The following is a 17,163-nucleotide window of genomic DNA, read 5'->3' as shown; positions in this document are numbered from 1 at the left end:
CAGCGAGGAGTTCACGTCCACGGGCGCGATTTCCGTGTCAGGTCGCGCACGTAGCATCTTGTTCGCGTCCTGCGGCCGTGGGATCCCTTGAGCTCTATGCCCGAACGCCCGGACATGCCGATCGTCGCGGCGCTCGCGCAGGCGCGGGCATTGCTGTACGACGCGGCCAGGACCACGGAGCAGCGGCGGCTCATCGGCCCCACGGTCATGGAGATCGACCGTGCGATCGTGAGCCTCGATCCGACCGCGAGCGCCTCTTTCGAGCTCACGCCGCTCGCGGCGTCGGTGCCGCCGGTCGACACGGAGATCGAGGCGCTGCGCCGCGAGGTCGAGCGGCTGCGCGTGATCACCCAGCACGAGCGCGGGCTCCTCGACGCGCTCCTCAGCGAGAGCCCGCACGGCATCATCGTCTCCGACATCCAGGGCAAGCTGATCCTCCAGAACCGCGCCTCCGAGCGGATCTGGGCCGGCAGCTCCACCGCCGAGAACGTCGAGGGCTGGGGGCGCTACCGCGCGTTCCACCCCGACGGGCGGCCGTTCGAGGGCGGCGACTGGTCGATGGCGCGGTGCCTGTCGCGCAGGGAGACCGTGCCCGCGGAGGAGATCCACTTCCAGCGCTTCGACGGCACCCACGGGATGCTGCTCGGCAGCTGCGCGCCGCTCTTCTCGCCGGAGGGCGAGATGCTCGGCGCGGTGTCCATCTTCGCCGACATCACCCAGTTCAAGCAGCTCGAGGCGGACCTCCGGGTCAGCAAGACCAAGTTCTCGACCACGCTGAAGAGCATCGGCGACGCGGTGATCTCGACCGACGGCACCGGGCGGATCGACTTCATGAACGCGGTGGCCGAGACGCTGACCGGCTGGACGCTCGACGAGGCGAAGGACCGCCGCCTGTCCGATGTCTTCCGGATCATCTCCGAGCAGACGCGCCACGACCTCGACAACCCCGTCACCGAGGTGCTGCGCCACGGCGGCATCATCGGGCTCGACGACACCACGCTGCTGCTGCGCAAGGACGGCTCGGAGCTCGCGATCGACTCGAACGGCGCGCCGATCCGGAGCGAGGAGGGCGAGCTCGTCGGGCTCGTGCTGGTCTTCCGCGACGTGACCGAGAAGCGGCTCGCCGACAAGCGGCGCTACTTCATCGGCGAGGCGAGCCGGCAGCTCGCGCTGTCGGGCCTCGACTACGAGAGCACGCTGGCCAACGTCGCCCGCCTCGCGGTGCCGCACATCGCCGACGCCACGGTGGTGGACATCGTCGAGCCGGACGGCTCGCTGGGCCGGCTCGCGGCCGTGCACGCGAGCGACACGAAGAAGGCGCTGGGGCGGGATCTCCCGGCCCGCTACCCGACGGATCCCGAGGTGCCGCGCGCGGTGCACGCGGTGCTCCGGTGCGGCGAGTCGCTCCTGCTCCCCGAGGTCGAGGGCATGGCGTGGCAGCGCGCCGCGTCGCTGAAGCCCGGCAACGAGTGCTGGTCCGGTGCGCACGACCCGGCGTACCTCGCGCTGCTCCGGGAGCTCGGCGTCCGCTCGGCGATGATCGTGCCGCTGCGCGCCCGGGACCGGACGCGCGGGGCGATCACGCTGCTCTCGACCGAGCCGAGCCGGCGCTACACCGTCGAGGATCTCGCGCTCGCCGAGGAGCTCTGCAACTTCGCCGCGCTCGCGCTCGACAACGCCCAGCTCTACCGCGAGTCGCAGCAGGTCAACCGCGCCAAGGACGAGTTCCTCGCGACGCTCTCGCACGAGCTCAGGACCCCGCTCACCGCGATCCTCGGCTGGGCGCGCATGCTGCGGCAGGGCTCGCTGAAGCCGGACACGCACGTCCGCGCGCTGGAGGCGATCGAGCGCAACGGCACGCTCCAGGCGCAGCTCGTCGAGGACCTCCTCGACGCCTCCCGCATCATCACCGGCAAGCTGCGGCTCGACGTGATGCTGGTCGACCTGCCGCCGATCATCAACGCCGCCATCGACGCGGTCCGCCACGGCGCGGACGCGAAGGGGATCGAGCTGCTCGTGCAGCTCGACCCGAACGCGGGGCCGATCTCGGGCGACCAGACGCGGCTGCAGCAGGTGGTGTGGAACCTCCTGTCGAACGCGATCAAGTTCACCCCGCGAGGCGGCAAGGTCTCGATCCAGCTCGGCAGGGCCGAGGGCCTGGCCCGCATCCAGGTGAGCGACACGGGCCAGGGCATCGTGCCGGAGTTCCTGCCGTACGTGTTCGACCGCTTCCGCCAGGCCGACAGCACGAGCACGCGGCCGCACAGCGGGCTCGGGCTCGGCCTTGCGATCGCCCGCCATCTCATCGAGCTCCACGGCGGCACCGTGAAGGCGGAGAGCGCCGGGGACGGCAAGGGCGCGACGTTCACGGTGGACATCCCGCTCGCGCCCCGGGGCGCCATCGCGGCGCTCCGGAGGGCCGACGGGCTGGTCCCGCTGTCCAACGAGCTGGAGCCGACGCTCCAGGGCGTCCGGGTGCTGATGGTCGACGACGAGCCGGACGCGCGGGAGCTCGTGACCACGGTGCTGGAGCGCAAGGGGGCGAGCATCACCGCGGTCGCGACGGTCGACGAGGCGCTGTCCGCGATCGAGCGCGAGAAGCCCGACGTGATCCTGAGCGATCTCGGGATGCCCGGAGAGGACGGTTACAGCCTGATCCGGCGCCTGCGCGCGCAGAGCCCCGAGCAGGGGGGGCGAATCCCCGCGGCGGCGCTGACCGCGTACGCGAGCGCACAGGACCGGACCCGCGCGCTGCTGGCGGGGTTCCAGTCGCACGTGCCCAAGCCGATCGAGGCGTCGGAGCTGGCGGCCGTGATCGCCAACCTGGCGGGCCGCACGGGCTAGGACCGCAGCCGATCGTGCCTACCCTAACGTGCACGTGCACGCGCACGCGCACGACCACGAGCACGAGCACGACCACGACCACGACCACGACCACGTGGACGTGCGCGTGCGCGTGCGCGTGCGCGTGCGCGTGCGCGTGCGCGTGCGCGTGCGCGTGCGCGTGCGCGTGCGCGTGCGCGTGCGCGTGCGCGTGATCGTGATCGTGGACGTAAACGACCAGCCATAAACGTAAGCGCCCACGGCCAGGAAGGCCCCCGCTCCCCGTCTTCCCGCCGGCACGCCCAAACGACGAAAGGCGGCCATCAGGCCGCCCTTCGTGAAACCCCAGATGAACTGAGTCGGGGCGAGAGGATTTGAACCTCCGACTCCTCGGTCCCGAACCGAGTGCGCTACCAGGCTGCGCTACGCCCCGTTCGCTGCCCCAAGAGCAACGCCCGCTGAACAGCGGGCGCGCAACATCGCCAAGAGCGAGCCGCTTGTCAAGACGAAATGCTCAGGGCTCCACCGCCGCACCGCGGGCTCTCAGCTCTTCCCCGAGAACGCCCGCGCACCACATGAGCGGCAGATGACAGAAAGCGGCAAGAATTCGCTCACTTCGAGGTCACCCCGGCGCCCCGGACGTTTCACGAAGCCAAGAATCGTGGGAGCGCAAGAAAAATGTCCCGTCCTAACTTGCTCAGGCCGTGTTAAAGTGTCACTGGAATCCCGATGTTGCCGAAAGGAAGCAGAGAGCGAGGCGTCTGGTGCGCCGGTGAGGGCCTCGCCCCCTGCTCGCGCAACTTGAGCAGGGGACCGCACGGGCGGCCCCTTCCAGAACGGACCAGGGCGACCGGCCGGCTCCGGCGGTCGTGACGTGAGAGGAGGAACAGGTGGCAATTGAGCTTCCCGCTGTACGCATTCTGATCGTCGACGACGACCGCGCGATCTGTGACTACATGCAGACGCTTCTCGAGCGCGACGGGTACCAGGTCAAGACGCTGGGCGACCCCACGACCGTGGAGGAAGAGGTGCGCACGGGCGGCTACCACCTCATCATCCTCGACCTGATGATGCCGAAGCTCGACGGCATCGAGGTGCTCAAGCGCATCCGCAAGGTCGACAACGACATCGCCGTCGTCATCTTCACCGGCTTCCCCAACCTCGAGAGCGCCGTCGCGTCCATGAAGCTCGACGCGGTCGACTACATCAAGAAGCCGTTCAACGTGGACGAGTTCCGCGAGGTGCTCGCCCGCGTCATGCGCAAGAAGGGCCTCGCGCGCACGCCCGAGGAGCAGCTCCACCGCGTCATCGGCGACACGATCAGGAACCTCCGCAAGGACAAGGACCTCACGCTGAAGCAGATGGCGCGCCGCACGGGGCTCAGCGTGTCGCTGCTGTCGCAGATCGAGCGCGCCGAGTCGTCGGCGTCGATCTCGTCGCTCTACAAGATCGCGGTCGCGCTCGAGTCGCGCATCCAGGACCTCTTCGGCCACTACTGATCCGCTCGCCGATCGGCGACGCCTGGCCCGCCGCGCGCGCGGCGTGGACGCGCGCGCGCCCGGACGATCGCCGGCTCAGCGCCGCGCGCCGCGCTCGATCGCCGCGTCGAGCTCGTCGAGCGCGAGGCCGGCGATCGCCTCGACCCGCGCGCCCGACGTGTCGAAGACGATCACGTACGGCAGCTTCGAGACCTGCTTCAGGTACCGCCGGGCGAGCGGGCTGTCCCAGTCGACGATGTCGAGCTTGCGGTACGCGACGTCCTTGCGGGCCTCGAGCACCGTGACCATGTGCGCGTCCAGCTTGCGGCAGGGCATGCACCAGGCCGCCACGAAGTCGATGACCGTGACCTTGCCCGGGACGATCTGGGCGCCGAGGTCGGGGATGTCCGCGCCGCCGTCCTCGATCGTCCGGGCGTCCGCGCCCTCGGGGAACGTCGCCCAGCCGAGGTACTGCCCGTGGCCGGCGCCGAGCACCGCCTCGAACCCCTCGTCGGCGGCGAGCCGCTTCACGGTCCCCGCGACGTCGAACGACCGCGACGCGGTGACGGAGATCTCGGCGCGGCGCCTGTCGAAGGCGGCCGAGTAGACGCCCGGGCGCTCGCGGAGATCCGCGACGAGCTCGGCGCCGCACGCCTCGCAGTCGATCTTCCGCAGCGAGACGACCGTGGTGCTCGCGCCCTCCGGGACGGGCTGCACGCCGCCGCAGGCAGCCGCCAAGCTGCCAAAGGCGACCAGCCAGCCGCCGCGGGCAGCCAGCCAGCCGCTGAAGGCAGTCAAACCGAGGGCCGAAGAGAGGGCTTTCGCGCTTCGCACCGCGTCCTTCGAGGTACCTTGCCCGCCTTCTCCGCGCGGCGCAACGTCGTGTAGGCTGGGCCGCGATGAGCTCCGTCGTGACCCGTACCCTGCCGGCCGATCACGTCACGCCGGTCCGCGCCTACGCCGCGCTCCGCGCCCAGTCGCCGGGCCGATCGTCGTTCATGCTCGAGTCCGCCCTGCCCGGCGAGCGCTGGGGCCGCTACGCGATCCTCGGCTACAGGGCGCGCGCCGAGACCCTCCTCCCGAGCGGGTTCGACCCGTTCGCGACGCTCGCGGACGGGCTCGCGCAAGCCTCGGCGGCGGACACGCGGAGTGCGCCGGATGCACAGGGCACGGCGCGCGACCTGGCGGCCCGCGTCTGTCAGGCCTGGGTCGGTTTCCTCGCCTACGATGCGGTGCACCTGCTCCTCGGCGTCGAGCCGTGGCCCGACGAGGCCTACCTCGGACGGGTCATGAAGGACGCGACCGTCGTCGTGTTCGACAGCGTGGCGCAGACCATGACGATCGCCGGCCAGTCGCAAGGCGCCGTGAGCCGATGCGCCTGGGAGCTGTCGCACGGGCCGGAGCAGATGAGCCTCCCCGCGCTCGATCCGCACGCCCTGCCGGAGCACGTCGAGACGCCGGTGGCCGACGAGGACTTCGCCGCGAAGGTGGCCGCCGCGCACGAGCGCGTCGCGGCCGGCGAGGCGAAGGAGGTCGTGCTCGCCCGCAGGTTCCGGGCCCCGCTGCGCGGCGCGGATCCGTTCGACGTGTACCGGGCGCTGCGGGTGCTCGCGCCGTCGACCCACCTCTACTTCCTCGACTTCGCGGAGTCGCCGTTCGCTCCGGGGCTCACCGTGGCAGGCGCGTCGGGCGAGACGCTCGTCCGCGTCGAGCGCGATCCATCGGCGGGGCCGAGCGCAGGCGACGCGTCGCCCGTCGAGGCGCTGCGCGCCGCCTTCGCGCGCGGCAGCGCGGTCGGCGCGCCGGCGGCGCACGCGAGCGGCGTCAGCCGCCGCCTCGAGGTCGGCCCGCGCCAGATCTACGGCGGCTCGGTCGGGTACTTCGGGCCGGAGGGCGCGGAGATGGCGCACACGCTCGGCGCCGTCTGGGTCGAGTCGGGCTACTTCGAGACGATGACCGGCGCGCGCATCGGGAACGGGAGCGACCCGCGCGCGGCGTCGGAACGGACGCGCGGCGACGCGCGCGCGGCGCTGTCGGCGATCCGCGCGGCGCAGGAGGCGCGCAAGGCGAGCGACGCGGCCGCGGAGAAGAGGGCCGCCGCCGAGAAGGCCGCCGCCGACGACGACGCGGTCCGGAGCGCGTAGCGCGCAGCGCTCAGTCGTGCAGCAGGCTCTGGCGCGCGCGCGCGCCCGTGGTGGCCGCCCCCGTGGCGGTGCCTGGCCGCGTGGGGCGCGACGAAGCGGCGACCTGGGGCGCGGTCGCCGCCGCGCGGGCGCCGCGCTGAGGAGGCTCGGGAGGCGGCGGCCGAGCCGGCGGCGAGGCGATCGCCTCGAGCGCGGCGGCGCGCGCCGCCCGGGCCTTGCCGGCGGCGAGCACCGCCGTGAGCACGGCCGCCCTGGCGCCGGTCGCGGCCATCACAGGCCTCGGGCGCTCGGGCCGCGTGAGCGTGACGAACGTCGCGACGCCCATCAGCGCGACGAGGCCGACGGGAAGGAGCCAGCCCAGCCGCGCGGGCGACGCGAGCCCGCGCAGCACGTTGGCGCTCTCCGCGCCGAGCAGCGTGTCCGGCGGCGTCGTGCGGCTCGCGGTCGGCGGCTCGGAGCCGGCCTCCGGCCGCACGGCGCCGGCCTCCGGCCGCACGACGGCGCGAGGGGCCGCCGCGCTCCCCTGCGCGAACGCCGCGACCGGCGCCCGCGCCGAGGCGCCCCCTGAAGCGCGCGCCGACAGGGGCGGCCGCTGGAGGCCAGAGGAGGGCGGCGGCGCGTGCTCCGCGATGCGAGCGAACGACGACACCATCTCCTCCACCGAGCGGAAGCGCCGGGCCCGGTCGCGCGCGAACGCCTTCTCGAAGAAGCCGTCCAGCGCGGCAGGCAGCCTCGGCGCGAGCCGCGTCGCGATGGGCACCGGCGCGAGCAGGATCTTCGAGGCGACGACGCTGGCGATGTCGCCGGGGAACGGGAGGTGGCCGGTCACCGCGCGAAACAGGATCGCGGCCAGCGACCAGAGATCGGTCTGCGCGTCGAGGGTCCGCTCCGCGCGGATCTGTTCCGGGCTGAGGTAGTGGAGCGCGCCCGCGCTGATCTCCGCCGCGATCTCGCCGACGAGCCGGGGCGCGACCGCCCTCGGGAGGCCGAAGTCGAGCACCTTCACGACCTCCTCGTCGCCCTCCAGCGCGAGGAAGAGGCTCTCCGGCCGGAGGCCCTGGTGCAGGAGACCCGCGGCGTGGGCGGCCTGCAGGGCGTCGCCGGCCTGCGCCGCGACGCGCGCGGCCTCGTCCAGCGAGAGCCGGCCGCGCCGGACGAGGCGCGCCGCGAGATCCTCGCCGGAGAGCAGGTCCATCGCCAGGTAGACCACGCCGTCCTCGGTGCCATGATCGCGCACGCTCACGACGTGCCGCGACGAGAGCTCGGCGGCGGCGCGGACCCAGCGGTCGAGCCAGAGGATCTCCCCCGTGGCGCCGGCGTCGGGGTCGAAGAGCTTCAGGGCGACGCGAACGCCCAGCCGGAGCTCGCGCGCGACCCAGACCGAGCCGCGGTCGCGCGCGATCCGCACGAACGGACGCGCGAGCTGCCTCTCCAGCAGATACTTCCCCCCAACGATGGTGCCCGGTGAGATATCCATGGGTTACCTGAGCCTCCTCCCCCACCGTAAAGTTGCACATACGCCATGCGGCGCAATTTGGCGTTGCGGGTCGCTGCACGGTTTGCTTGTGCGACCGCCTCGACCGTGCAGGCGGCGGGAGCGTTCGCACCGCACGCCGCGCGCGGGAAGGGGCGAGTCGCAGCGCGGAGCACATGGGGCCCGTCCCGGTTGGGGCGGACCTAGGGCGCTGAGGGCTGCGGGTCGGGCGACAACCGGAGCGGTACGACGAAGCGCAGGTCGCCGCCCTCCGGCGCCGGGAACGTGAGCGCTCGCGCGCGCCGGAGCACGCAGCGGGTGAGCCGTTCGTCCGGGAAGCGCGACTCGGCCTCGAAGGCCTCGTCGACGGCGCCGCTGTCGGTCACGTGGAAGCGGATCGCGAGGCGGCCCCAGAGCGCCGGCGCGCCCGCGAGGGCCTCTTCGTAGCAGCTCCGCCACACGGGCAGGGCCTCGGCCAGGGCGGCGGAGATCGCGTCCGGCTGGAGCTCGCCCGGGCCGGGAGCGAGGACGGACGGCGGAGGCTCGACCGGCTCGTCGCCCGGATAGACCTGCAGCGTGGCCACGATCGTCGAGCCGGCCTTGGCCCCGGGAAGCGGGAGCGAGCGGGCGCGCGCGGCGAGGCACGAGACGACGTCCGGCGCGGAGAGCGTGGACGAGGTGGCGCGCGCCCCGGTGACCTTGCCGGCGCGGCTCACCGTGAGCCGCACCGTGGTCTTGCCGTGCAGCGTCGGGTCCCGGTACGCGCGCAGGCGGTAGCACGAGTAGACGTGGATCCAGAGGTGCCGCCGGGCGATGCGCTGCACCTCGCTCGCCTTGAGCGGACCCTTCACGTGGTCGATGTCCACGATGATCCTCGGCAGCGGGTGCCCCTCGGCCGGAGGCGGCGGCGCGGGAGGATCCCCCCTGCCCCCGGCGTTCCAGCGATCCCGCTCCGCCGCCTCGGCCCGGCCGCGAGGCACGAGGTGGCGGCCGAGCTTGTAGGGCGGATCGATCGCGATCGAGGGCCCCTGCGAGGCGGCGCGCGCGTCGCCCTCGGCGGCCGCCGGGGACGGGTCCCCGGGGGAAGCGCCCGGCGCGGCAGGAGAGGCCGCCGGAGGCGCGGCCGGGGCGCGCGGCTCCGTGGAGGAGGCGGCGGCCGCCAGGGCGTCCACCCGCCGGGGCGGACGCCCCGGCTGGGCGGCGGCCGGCGCGGAGAGGCCGGCGGCGCGCGGGGCCGGGCGCAGCGGCGCCGGCGAGGCGCACGCGGCGAGCGCGATGGCCACGGCGAGGAGCGGACCGTACGCGCGGCCCGCGCCGCGCCGGAAGGCCGCGCTCAGAACCGGAGATCGCCGCGCGGCGCCTCCACCTTGCCGTCGAGCGCGTCGATCGCCTTCGCGACCTCGGGGTCGTCGACGGTGGGGACGTGCACCACGAACTTCACGTAGAGATCCCCGGGCTCCTTCGCCTTGCGGGCGATGCCCTTGCCGCGCAGCCGCATCACCTGGCCGGTCTGGGTGCGCGCCGGGATCTTGAGCGTCACCTCGCCGTCGGGCGTGGGGATGCGGATCTTCTCACCACGGTAGGCCTCGCTCAGGGTGACGGGGACGTCGAGGTGGAGGTCGTCGCCCTCGCGCTTGAAGAACGGGTGCGGCGTGACGTGGATGTTGAGCAGCAGATCGCCGGGCTCGCCGCCGCCTATGCCCGGCGCGCCCTGGCCGCGGATGCGCAGGCGGCTGCCCTCGGCGGCCCCGGGCGGGACGCGCACCGTGACCGGCTCGGGATCACCCTCGCGCTGGAGCTGGAGCGTCGTGCCGCGCACCGCCGACACGAAATCGATGGTGAGGTTCTGCTCGATGTCGCCGCCGCGGCCGCGCGCCGGCTGCGGGCGGCGGCCCGCGCCGGCGCGGCCACGGCCAAAGAGGTCGCCGAGGATGTCGCTGAGGTCGCCGCCGGCGGGGGCGTTGCCGAAGATCTCCTGGACGTCGAAGCCGCCGGGGCCGCGGCCCCCGCCGCCGGCCCGCGCGTTCGCGTAGCGGCGGTAGGCGCGGGCGCGCTCGGGATCGAAGTTCTGCGAGAGGCTCTCCTCGCCGAACTCGTCGTAGAGCGCGCGCTTCGTCTTGTCGCTCAGCACCTCGTGAGCCTGGTTGATCTCCTTGAACCTCTGCTCGTTGGCCTTCCCCGGGCTCTTGTCCGGGTGGTACTTCATCGCGAGCTTGCGGAACGCCTTCTTGATGCTGTCCTCGTCCGCGTCGCGCGAGACGCCGAGCACGGAGTAGAGATCACGAGCCATGGTCGTCCGTCATCGTTCTGGTCCGCGGGAAGTGCGAGGCGCGCGGACCGCTGCGGGCCTTCATCGGGCCGAAACCTAGATCTGCCGTCGGTCCTCGTCCACTGGGGGCCGCCGCCTGCGCGAGCGCCAGCGGTGGAACGCGCAGGGCGCGGCGCGCCTCAGGCGCTCACCCGGAATGTCGTACCGGTGGGAGAGTCGGCAACCTCGATGCCGTCGCGCTCGAGCTCCTTCCGGAGGGCGTCGCCCCGCGCGAAGTCCTTCGCGGCGCGCGCCGCGGCGCGCTCGGCGAGCTTCGCCTCGATCGCCTGCCGGGTCGTGCCGAGGAGCCCGAGGCGCTGCTCCTGCGTGCGGGCCTGGTAGACCGGAGACGGCGTCTGCAGCAGGCCGAGGACGTCGAGCGAGGACCGCAGGGCCGCGTGGAGGCGGCGCGCGAGCGGCGGGGCGGCGCGGGCGACGTCCTGGTCCTTCCCCCGCCGCTGCGCGGCGTCGGCGAGCTCGTTGGCGGCCTTGGCGACCTCGGCGATGATCGAGAGCACGACGGGGGTGTTGAGGTCGTCGTCGAGCGCGGCGGCGGCGCGGCCCGGCGCGCCGTCCGCGAGCGCGGCGAGCGCCGCGAACCCCTTCGGGAGCCGCGCCGGCAGCTCCGGCTCGGCGCCCTCGCCGGCGGCGGGCGGGCCGGCGAGCGCGGACAGTCGATCGAGCGTCGCATACAGGTAGTCGACGCGGCGCTCGGCCTCGACCACGCCGGGGAACACGACCCGGCCGTCGTCGCGCTTGTGGGTGTCGAACTCGAGCGGGCCCCGGTAGTGGACCGTGAGCAGGAAGTAGCGGAGCGCCTCCGGGTCGTTGCGCGCGTAGACATCGCGGAGCTTGACGAAGTTGCCGAGCGACTTCGCCATCTTCTCCTTGTCGACGTTGACGAAGCCGTTGTGGATCCAGATCGAGGCGAGCGGCGCGCCGTCCGGATGGGCGGCCTCGCTCTGGGCGATCTCGTTCTCGTGATGGGGAAAGACGAGATCCATGCCGCCGCAGTGGACGTCGAAGCCGGCCCCGAGGTAGCGGCCCGCCATGGCAGAGCACTCGATGTGCCACCCGGGCCGCCCCTTGCCCCACGGGCTGTCCCAGCCCCACCCGCCGGGGGCGACCCCCTTCCAGAGCGCGAAGTCGAGCGGATCGCGCTTGTCCTCGCACGGACCGACGCGCGCGCCGACCCGCAGCTCGTCGAGGTTGCGCTTCGAGAGCTTGCCGTAGGAGGGGAAGCTGCGGACCGAGTAATAAACGTCGCGAACGTCGGGCGCGTCTCCGGGCCGCTCGACGACATAGGCCGCGCCTCGCTCGATCAGCCGCTCGACGAGGGCGATGACCTCCGGGATGTGCTCCGAGACCTTCGGCTCGACGTCGGGCGCCAGACAGCCGAGGGCGGCGACGTCCTCCTGGTACAGGCGAGCCATCCGCGCCGACAGGTCCATGGGGGGCTCGCCGGACTCGGCCGACCGCTGCAGGATCTTGTCGTCGACGTCCGTGACGTTTCGAACGTAGACGACGCGGAGGCCGCGCGCCCTCAGGTGGCGGACGAGGATATCCGGGGCGAGCGCGGCGCGGCCGTGCCCCACGTGCGCGACGTCGTAGGTCGTCGGGCCGCAGCAGTACATGCGGACCTCGCCAGGCCGCCGTGGGGCGAGCGGGGCGAGCTTCTGGGTCAGCGTGTCGTGGAGGCGCAGGGCGGACATCGGCCGGGGGTCTATCAAGGCAGGCGGATGCTGTCACGGGCCCGCGTGCTTAAGGTGATCGCGATGCTGCCCCTCCGTGACCAACTGCCCACCCGAAAGACGCCGATCGTCAACTACCTGCTGATCGCGCTCAACATCCTCGGCTTCTTCTGGATGCGGTCGCTGATCACGGCCGGGTTCCCGCCCGACCGGCTGCTCTCGGCGTGGGGCCTCGTCCCCGAGCACCTCCTGGAAGCGCCGACCGACGCGTGGTGGACGGTCTTCAGCAGCATGTTCCTGCACGATCCGACGGGGTGGGCCCACCTCGGCGGGAACATGCTGTTCCTCTGGATCTTCGGCGACAACGTCGAGGACGCGCTGGGCAGCGCCCGCTACGCGGCGTTCTATGTGCTGTCCGGGATCGCCGCCGCGGGCGCGCAGATCGTCATCGATCCCGGCTCGGCGATCCCGATGGTGGGCGCCTCGGGCGCGATCTCGGGCGTGCTGGCCGCGTACGCGTCGCTCTACCCGCGATCGCCGATCACGGTGCTGAACCCGATCTTCCTCCTGTGGTTCATCTTCGGGCTGTTCCTGGAGTTCCCGGCGTGGCTGGTCATCCTCGCGTACTTCGTGGTGAACCTGCTGAACGGGCTCGGCTCCATCGGCGGCGTGAGCGGCGGCGGCGTGGCGTTCTTCGCGCACCTCGGGGGGTTCGTCGCCGGGCTCTTCCTCGTCCGCATCTTCATGACAGGGCGCGCCCGGCGCGAGCACGAGCGCTGGCAGCACTTTCGCCCGTCCCCCCGGCGCCCCGCTGCGCGCCGGGCCGCGCCATGGGACGCGCCGCGGCGGCGAGACTCCTGGTAGCGGCGAGGCGCGGCCAGGAGCGACCCGAGGTGCGGCGTTCCGTACGCGGCGCGCGGCGAAAAAGCCGGTGAGATCCGAAGCATCTCGCCGGAACGGCCAGGCTGCTCGCGGTTCGCCCAGGATGCAAAAGCGTGATAGCGTCGGCCCGCAGCGATGCGACGACCCCTTCGAAGGCGCCTCACCGCCGCGGGTTCTGCGGGCGAGGCAGCGGACCCCCGAGCCTGGCTGATCGCCGTCGCGATCGCGCTCGCCGCCTGCGGAGGTCCGTCGTTCGACGGAACGGTCTACCGCGGCACGGACGTGGCGTTCCGCGTGCCCCCGGCGCCGGCGAGCTGGAAGCGGCTCGATGTGTCGGACGCGGCGGTGGCGTACCGCGACGACGCGAACGGGGCGACCATCGCCCTCAACGGGCGCTGCCGGAACGAGGAGGACATCCCGCTCGTCTCGCTGACCAACCACCTCTTCCTGCACTTCACCGAGCGCGAGGTGCTGAAGCAGGAGGTCGTGCCGTTCGACGGCCGCGAGGCGATGCACACCGTCATGTCGGCGAAGCTCGACGGGGTGCCGAAGGTCTTCGACATCTGGGTGCTCAAGAAGAACGGCTGCGTGTACGACATGCTCCTCATCGCCGATCCCGCTCGCTACGCCGGAAGCGAGCCGGCGTTCACGCGGATGGTCCGCGGATTCTCGACCCTGCGCACCGATGACCGATGACGACTGATCGCAAACGGCCCGTGGCGGCGCCGCCGCCCGCCTCGAACGGCCCGCCGGCCGCCTCCTCCGGCGGGGGCTCCACCAGCGTGCCCCCGCAGAGCCTGCAGCCGACAAGCGTGCCCCCGCAGAGCCTGGCGCCGAACAGCCTGCCCCCTCCACCGCTCCCCCCGCTCCTCGCCCGGATCAACGAGAACGCGGTCGGGTTCGTCGAGCACCTCGGGCAGTTCGGGCGGATGACCTGGGGAGCGCTCAGGTCGATGGTCGAGCGGCCGCTCGAGATCCGCTCGACCCTCTATCAGATGGAGGCGCTCGGCGTCCGCTCGGCCGCCATCGCGTCGGTGACGGCGCTCTTCGTCGGGATGGTCATGGCGGTGCAGTTCGCCATCGGCCTGCAGAAGTTCGGCGGCATGGAGTACACGGGCCGCATCATCGGCCTGTCGTTCTCGCGCGAGCTGGCGCCGACGCTCACGGCGGTGATCGTCGGCGGCCGCATCGGCGCCGGCATCGCGGCCGAGGTCGGGTCGATGGCCGTCACCGAGCAGATCGACGCGATCCGCGCCCTCGGCGCCAGCCCGCTGAAGAAGCTCGTCTTGCCGCGGCTGCTCGCGAGCATCGTGGTGATGCCCGTGCTCGGCGCGTTCGCGCTCGTGCTGGGCTTCGGCGGGGCGATGCTGGTCTGCGCGACCGAGTTCGGCATCCCCGCCGGCTTCTTCCTCCGGACGGCGCTCGGCTCCGTCACGTTCATGGATTACTTCAGCGGGATGTACAAGACGCCCTTCTTCGGGGCGATCATCGCGCTCGTCGGGTGCCACTTCGGGCTGATCACGCGGGGCGGAACGGAGGGCGTCGGCCACGCGACCACGCGCACGGTGGTGGTGACGTCGATCACCATCCTGATCGCCGACTTCTTCCTGACCAAGATGTCCATCCTGCTCTTCCCGACCCGGTGAGCAGGGGCGGTCCGGGAGGCGCCCAGATGCCGCCGCCGACGTCGCAGCGACCGCTGGCCGGGCTCCTGCCGGTGCTGCTGTCCGGAGTGCTGTTCGGGGTGCCGTTCGGGGTGCCGTTCGGGGTGATCGCGTGCCAGGGGGACGCCGGGAGGGAGGGCGGGGTCGCGGAGGCGAGCGACGGCGGCGCCGCGCTCCCGGAGGGCGCGCCGGCGCCGCGGCGGCCGACGCGGCACTACCACCTCCGCCGGACTGACGACGGGTGCGAGATCTTCTGGATCGACGGGGATCTCGTCTCCGCCTCCCAGGCGGTCGTATGCCCGGCCGACCTCGAGGTGGGCGAGCGCCTCCGCCTGACCGGCAAGACATGCCTCCGCGAGTCGGCGCAGACCCCCGCGCGCGCCGTGCCCGTCGTCTGCCCGCTGCCGCTCATGAACATGGAGAAGGCGGACAGGGCGCCGCCCGACGCCGGGGCGCCGCCCGACGCCGGCAAGCGAGACGGCGGGTAAGCGACGGGCAAGCGACGGGCAAGACGCGGGGCCATCGAGGGCACAAGCGCGCAGCCGACCACGTCCCTGGAGCATCGTAGTCCGGGGGGTAGCGTCATGCGGCACGCGGATACCGTCGTGATCGGATCGGGCGCCGGCGGGCTCACCGCGGCGCTCGCGCTGGCGCGCGCGGGACAGAAGGTGCTCGTCGTCGAGCAGCACTACCTGCCCGGCGGGTGGACGCACAGCTTCTCGCTGAACGGGTACCTGTTCAGCCCGGGAGTCCATTACATCGGCGGGCTCGGCCCGGGAGGCGCCGTGCGACGGCTCTACGAGGGGCTCGGGCTCTCGGGAGATCTCGAGTTCTGCGAGCTCAACCCGGACGGGCTCGATCACCTGATCATCGGCGACGAGCGGCTCGACGTGCCCAAGGGCCTCGATCGGCTCATCGCCCGGCTCACGGCGCGGTTCCCGCACGAGGCCGCGGGGATAGCGCGGTACTTCCGTGTGCTGCGCGGGGTCAACGACGATCTCGGGCGGCTCGAGGCGATGCTCGAGTTCCCGAGGGTGCTGCTCGCGCCGTTCAAGGCGCCGAGCCTCGTGCGCTGGGGCCTCCGCACCCAGGAGGATCTGCTGGACGCGACGATCCGCGATCCCCTGCTGCGCGCGTTCCTGTCGGCGCAGGGGGGCGATCACGGGCTGTCGCCGTCGCGCGTGGCGCTGCCGGTCCACGCGGGCATCGTCTGCCATTACATGGACGGCGGCTACTACCCGCGCGGGGGCGCGAAGCGCATCCCGCTCGCGATGATCAGGGCCCTTCGCCGGCTCGGCGGGCAGGTGCGGACGCGCGCGCGGGTGAAGCGCATCCTCGTCGAGCGAGGGAGAGCGGCCGGCGTCGAGCTGGAAGGGGGAGAGGTCCTGCGCGCGGCGAGCGTCGTCTCGAACGCGGACCCGGCGATCACCTATGGAGAGCTGCTGCCGCCCGAGCTGACCGCCCGCGAGCGCCGCAAGGTCCAGCGGATGGAGTACTCGGTCAGCCTGCTCAGCGTGTTCTGCGCGGTGGACATGGACCTCCGGTCGATGGGTTACGACTCAGGCAACTACTGGTGGTACCGCGGGCGGGACGTGGGGCGCCTCTACGAGCGCATGGAGCACCAGCTGCCGTGCGGGGCGGTGGACGGGCTGTTCCTGACCATCACGACGCTGAAGGACCCGGGCCACCCGACCCGGGGCGACCACCACACGATCGAGATGTTCACGTTCGTGCCCCACGGCCCCTTCACGCGCTGGGAGAAGACCCGCACGGGCGAGCGAGGGGCGGAGTACGACGCGTTCAAGGAGTCGATCGGAGATCAGATGATCGCGGCGGCGGAGAACGTCATCCCCGGGATCTCGCGCGCGCTCGTGTTCCGCTCGGTGGCGACGCCGCTGACCAACGACTTCTACTGCGCCACGCACCGCGGCGCCGCCTACGGCACCGCCAAGACGAGGTGGCAGCTCGGCCCGCTGTCGTTCTCCATCGGGACGAGGATCCCGGGGCTGTACCAGTGCGGGGCGAGCACGCTGAGCCACGGGGTGGCAGGCGCCGCGATGTCGGGCCTGATGGCCGCGCAGCGGATCACGGGCGCGGCGCGCGCGGAGGATCTGCTCGGGCCGGCCGACGGCTCGCTGCGGACCTACCCCGCCGATCGACCGGAAGAGTGGCTGCACGAGCGGAGGAAGGCGAGCGCGGCGGCGCAGGCGGACACGGGCGACGAGGTGCCCGAGTGGACGTGAGCCGCGCTTGAGCCGCGCTGCCGCCCTATCGAGCGCTAACCGGCCGGCGTCCTGGACCGGAACGTGATCTGCACGAGCGGCATCACGTCGGGATCGTCCTGCGTCTCCCGCTCGAACTGGAGCACGTCGTAATAGCCGCACCGCGACCTACCGGGGTAATCGCGGCAGACCTCGGGCCGGGCCTCGTAGATGGTGCAGCCGCGGGTCGTGAGATCGAGGAAGCGGCAGACCCTGCCGAGCACCGGATCCGACTGCCGCCGGAGGATGCGCTCGTCGTTGTAGCGCTTCGTGAAGCGCTCCTCGGCGGCCTCGAGCGTGAGGCCGAAATGGCGGGCGAGCCGCCGCAGGTCGCGCGGCGTGACCTCGACCCGCTCGTAGATGGAGCAGCAGTAGGCCGGGCACTTCGAGCAATCGTAAGAGACGCGGGGCTTGGCCTTGAGGGTCGTCGTCATGGAT

At 72.5% G+C, this 17,163-nt stretch carries 15 protein-coding genes and 1 tRNA gene; 9 read left to right on the top strand and 7 right to left on the bottom strand.

Going from position 1 to position 17,163, the window contains the following annotated elements; all coding sequences use genetic code 11:
• The first annotated feature begins 96 nt into the window (after window positions 1-96).
• Both WMF34_RS03395 and WMF34_RS03390 read left to right on the top strand, forming a co-directional pair.
• Entirely contained in the window at window positions 97-2,844 is a 2,748-nt protein-coding gene (locus tag WMF34_RS03395; RefSeq protein ID WP_044963859.1) for a hybrid sensor histidine kinase/response regulator, read from the top strand.
• 28 nt (window positions 2,845-2,872) lie between these two features.
• Complete coding sequence (locus WMF34_RS03390) at window positions 2,873-3,070, top strand: hypothetical protein (RefSeq protein ID WP_437992399.1); 198 nt, start codon at window positions 2,873-2,875, stop codon at window positions 3,068-3,070.
• Between the two features lie 112 nt (window positions 3,071-3,182).
• Here WMF34_RS03390 and WMF34_RS03385 read toward each other — a convergent pair.
• Window positions 3,183-3,256, bottom strand: a tRNA-Pro gene (locus tag WMF34_RS03385).
• A gap of 457 nt (window positions 3,257-3,713) precedes the next feature.
• Here WMF34_RS03385 and WMF34_RS03380 point away from each other — a divergent pair.
• Entirely contained in the window at window positions 3,714-4,322 is a 609-nt protein-coding gene (locus tag WMF34_RS03380; protein ID WP_012233257.1) for a response regulator, read from the top strand.
• A gap of 75 nt (window positions 4,323-4,397) precedes the next feature.
• Here WMF34_RS03380 and WMF34_RS03375 read toward each other — a convergent pair whose 3' ends face one another.
• Window positions 4,398-5,135, bottom strand: a complete 738-nt coding sequence (locus WMF34_RS03375) for a TlpA family protein disulfide reductase (RefSeq protein WP_437992398.1) — start codon at window positions 5,133-5,135, stop codon at window positions 4,398-4,400.
• A 77-nt stretch (window positions 5,136-5,212) separates the two neighbouring features.
• On the opposite strand from WMF34_RS03375, the gene WMF34_RS03370 reads away from it, so the two are divergent.
• On the top strand, window positions 5,213-6,445 hold the full coding sequence (locus tag WMF34_RS03370; protein WP_437992397.1) for a chorismate-binding protein: 1,233 nt from the start codon (window positions 5,213-5,215) through the stop codon (window positions 6,443-6,445).
• A 10-nt stretch (window positions 6,446-6,455) separates the two neighbouring features.
• On the opposite strand, the gene WMF34_RS03365 is transcribed toward WMF34_RS03370, so the two are convergent.
• The 4 genes from WMF34_RS03365 to cysS all read right to left on the bottom strand — a co-directional run bounded on the left by WMF34_RS03365 (window position 6,456) and on the right by cysS (window position 11,939).
• Window positions 6,456-7,922 (bottom strand): protein kinase domain-containing protein, encoded by a 1,467-nt coding sequence (locus WMF34_RS03365; RefSeq protein WP_437992396.1) that lies wholly within the window; start codon window positions 7,920-7,922, stop codon window positions 6,456-6,458.
• 200 nt (window positions 7,923-8,122) lie between these two features.
• Complete coding sequence (locus WMF34_RS03360) at window positions 8,123-9,202, bottom strand: AgmX/PglI C-terminal domain-containing protein (protein ID WP_437992395.1); 1,080 nt, start codon at window positions 9,200-9,202, stop codon at window positions 8,123-8,125.
• Window positions 9,203-9,252: 50 nt separating this feature from the next.
• A complete protein-coding gene (locus WMF34_RS03355) occupies window positions 9,253-10,209 on the bottom strand; it encodes a DnaJ C-terminal domain-containing protein (RefSeq protein WP_012233252.1) in 957 nt (318 codons plus the stop codon).
• 158 nt (window positions 10,210-10,367) lie between these two features.
• Window positions 10,368-11,939 carry a cysteine--tRNA ligase gene (cysS, locus tag WMF34_RS03350; protein ID WP_437992394.1) on the bottom strand — a complete coding sequence of 524 codons (1,572 nt, stop codon included), beginning with the start codon at window positions 11,937-11,939 and terminating at the stop codon, window positions 10,368-10,370.
• Window positions 11,940-12,002: 63 nt separating this feature from the next.
• On the opposite strand from cysS, the gene WMF34_RS03345 reads away from it, so the two are divergent.
• From WMF34_RS03345 to WMF34_RS03325, 5 genes are all read left to right on the top strand, one after another.
• The gene (locus WMF34_RS03345) at window positions 12,003-12,782 is read left to right on the top strand and encodes a rhomboid family intramembrane serine protease (RefSeq protein WP_437992393.1); all 780 of its coding nucleotides are present in this window, start codon (window positions 12,003-12,005) and stop codon (window positions 12,780-12,782) included.
• Window positions 12,783-12,935: 153 nt separating this feature from the next.
• Complete coding sequence (locus WMF34_RS03340) at window positions 12,936-13,496, top strand: hypothetical protein (protein ID WP_012233249.1); 561 nt, start codon at window positions 12,936-12,938, stop codon at window positions 13,494-13,496.
• On the top strand, window positions 13,493-14,446 hold the full coding sequence (locus tag WMF34_RS03335; protein WP_080598757.1) for an MlaE family ABC transporter permease: 954 nt from the start codon (window positions 13,493-13,495) through the stop codon (window positions 14,444-14,446). The genes WMF34_RS03340 and WMF34_RS03335 overlap by 4 nt, the downstream gene beginning before the upstream one ends.
• A gap of 26 nt (window positions 14,447-14,472) precedes the next feature.
• Window positions 14,473-14,952: a hypothetical protein gene (locus WMF34_RS03330; protein WP_437992392.1), complete on the top strand. Its 480-nt coding sequence runs from the start codon at window positions 14,473-14,475 to the stop codon at window positions 14,950-14,952.
• A 96-nt stretch (window positions 14,953-15,048) separates the two neighbouring features.
• Window positions 15,049-16,707 (top strand): phytoene desaturase family protein, encoded by a 1,659-nt coding sequence (locus tag WMF34_RS03325; RefSeq protein ID WP_437992391.1) that lies wholly within the window; start codon window positions 15,049-15,051, stop codon window positions 16,705-16,707.
• A gap of 35 nt (window positions 16,708-16,742) precedes the next feature.
• Here the strand turns inward: WMF34_RS03325 and WMF34_RS03320 are convergent, their stop codons facing one another.
• Window positions 16,743-17,159, bottom strand: a complete 417-nt coding sequence (locus WMF34_RS03320; RefSeq protein ID WP_044963854.1) for a YkgJ family cysteine cluster protein — start codon at window positions 17,157-17,159, stop codon at window positions 16,743-16,745.
• Window positions 17,160-17,163: the final 4 nt, after the last annotated feature.

This window comes from Sorangium sp. So ce145 (assembly GCF_051525985.1).
Lineage (GTDB): Bacteria > Myxococcota_A > Polyangia > Polyangiales > Polyangiaceae > Sorangium > Sorangium cellulosum_B.
This window is presented reverse-complemented; position numbering and strand designations above follow the sequence as displayed.

Coding starts and splice junctions, on each gene's coding strand:
- WMF34_RS03395 (WP_044963859.1), top strand. CDS start 97: ATGCCCGAACGCCCGGACATGCCGATCGTCGCGGCGCTCGCGCAGGCG.
- WMF34_RS03365 (WP_437992396.1), bottom strand. CDS start 7,922: ATGGATATCTCACCGGGCACCATCGTTGGGGGGAAGTATCTGCTGGAG.
- WMF34_RS03355 (WP_012233252.1), bottom strand. CDS start 10,209: ATGGCTCGTGATCTCTACTCCGTGCTCGGCGTCTCGCGCGACGCGGAC.
- cysS (WP_437992394.1), bottom strand. CDS start 11,939: ATGTCCGCCCTGCGCCTCCACGACACGCTGACCCAGAAGCTCGCCCCG.
- WMF34_RS03345 (WP_437992393.1), top strand. CDS start 12,003: ATGCTGCCCCTCCGTGACCAACTGCCCACCCGAAAGACGCCGATCGTC.
- WMF34_RS03340 (WP_012233249.1), top strand. CDS start 12,936: ATGCGACGACCCCTTCGAAGGCGCCTCACCGCCGCGGGTTCTGCGGGC.
- WMF34_RS03335 (WP_080598757.1), top strand. CDS start 13,493: ATGACGACTGATCGCAAACGGCCCGTGGCGGCGCCGCCGCCCGCCTCG.
- WMF34_RS03330 (WP_437992392.1), top strand. CDS start 14,473: ATGCCGCCGCCGACGTCGCAGCGACCGCTGGCCGGGCTCCTGCCGGTG.
- WMF34_RS03325 (WP_437992391.1), top strand. CDS start 15,049: ATGCGGCACGCGGATACCGTCGTGATCGGATCGGGCGCCGGCGGGCTC.
- WMF34_RS03320 (WP_044963854.1), bottom strand. CDS start 17,159: ATGACGACGACCCTCAAGGCCAAGCCCCGCGTCTCTTACGATTGCTCG.